The organism is Burkholderia sp. E168m23 (assembly GCF_016586125.1).
Classification (GTDB): Bacteria; Pseudomonadota; Gammaproteobacteria; order Burkholderiales; family Burkholderiaceae; genus Burkholderia; species Burkholderia orbicola.
In genome coordinates this window covers 1-1,605 of record NZ_BCPP01001261.1, presented here as the reverse complement: position 1 = coordinate 1,605, position 1,605 = coordinate 1, and the positions used below count along the sequence as shown (strand labels likewise).

At 66.5% G+C, this 1,605-nt stretch carries 1 protein-coding gene; it reads right to left on the bottom strand.

The window, feature by feature from the left end:
* Positions 1-1,605: efflux RND transporter permease subunit (locus tag JMF90_RS36360; RefSeq protein ID WP_201326276.1), on the bottom strand; the 1,605-nt coding region annotated here is incomplete at both ends.

Sequence of the window (1,605 nt, the reverse complement as noted above, 5' to 3'; positions counted from 1 at the left end):
CACGTACATCGAGCCGAGATACACCTGCAACGTGTTGAACAGATCGGTCAGCGCGACGCCCTGCGCCTTCGCCTTCAGCCGGTCGACCTTCACCTCGAGCTGCGGGATGTTCGCCTGGTACGAGCTGACGGGATAGCTCATCCCCGGCGTCTTCGCGACCGCAGCCTGGAACGCCGTGAGCGCCTTCTGCAATTCGCCGTAGCCGAGCCCGCCGCGATCCTCCAGGTACAGCGAGTAGCCGGAGCCGTTGCCGAGGCCCTGGATCGGCGGCGGCATCAGCGCATAGGTGATGCCGCCATCGATCGCCGCGAAGCGCGCGTTCAGGTCCGCGTTGATCTGCGCGGCAGTGCGGTGACGCTGGTCGAACGGCTTCAGGATCACGTACGAGTTCGTGATGTTCGGCGTGTTCACGCCCTGCAGCGCATTCAGCCCGGCGAACGCCGGCACCATTTCGACGCCGTCGGTGCCGAGCGCGATCTTCGTCATCTGCTCGGTCACCGCGCTGGTGCGCGCGAGCGATGCGCCTTCCGGCAGCTTCGCGCCCGCGAACAGGTACAGCTTGTCCTGCACCGGGATGAAGCCGCCCGGTACCGCGTTGAACAGCAGCGCGGTCGCCGCGAGCAGCGCCGCATAGACGGCGAACACCACGCCGCGCCGCTTCAGCGTGCGCCCGACGACGCCGTGGTAGCGATCGGAACTGCGCTCGAAGAAGCGGTTGAACGGATGGAACAGCCAGCCGAATGCGCGGTCGAGCGCGCGCGTCAACGCATCCTTCGGCGCGCCGTGCGGACGCAGCAGCTTCGCGGCGAGCGCGGGCGACAGCGTCAGCGAATTGATCGCGGAGATCACCGTCGAGATCGCGATCGTCACCGCGAACTGCTTGTAGAACTGGCCGGTGACGCCCGACATGAACGCCATCGGCACGAACACCGCGCACAGCACCAGCGCGATCGCGACGATCGGCCCGGACACCTCGCGCATCGCCTGGTGGGCGGCATCGCGCGGGCTCAACCCCTGTGCGATGTTGCGCTCGACGTTTTCGACCACGACGATCGCATCATCGACGACGATCCCGATCGCGAGCACGAGCCCGAACAGCGTCAGCGTGTTGATCGAATAGCCGAGCAGGTAGAGCCACGCGAACGTGCCGACCACCGACACCGGCACCGCGACGAGCGGAATGATCGACGCGCGCCACGTCTGCAGGAACAGGATCACGACGAGCACGACCAGCACCACGGCCTCGATCAGCGTGTGCTGCACCGCGCGGATCGATTCGCGCACGAACACCGTCGGGTCCCACACGGGGCGGTACGCGACGCCGGGCGGGAAGCGCTTCGACAATTCGTCGAGCTTCGCATACACGGCCTTCGCGACGTCGAGCGCGTTCGCGCCCGGCGACAGGAAGATGCCGACCACGGCCGAATGCCTGTCGTTGAAATACGAGCGCAGCGTGTAGTCGCCCGCGCCGAGCTCGATGCGCGCGACGTCGGACAGCTTCACGACCTGGCCGTCGTCGCCGTTGCGCAGCACGATGTCGCTGAATTCCTGCACCGTGCGCAGACGGCCGCGCACGTTGATCGACACGAGGAAGTCGTTTTTCTT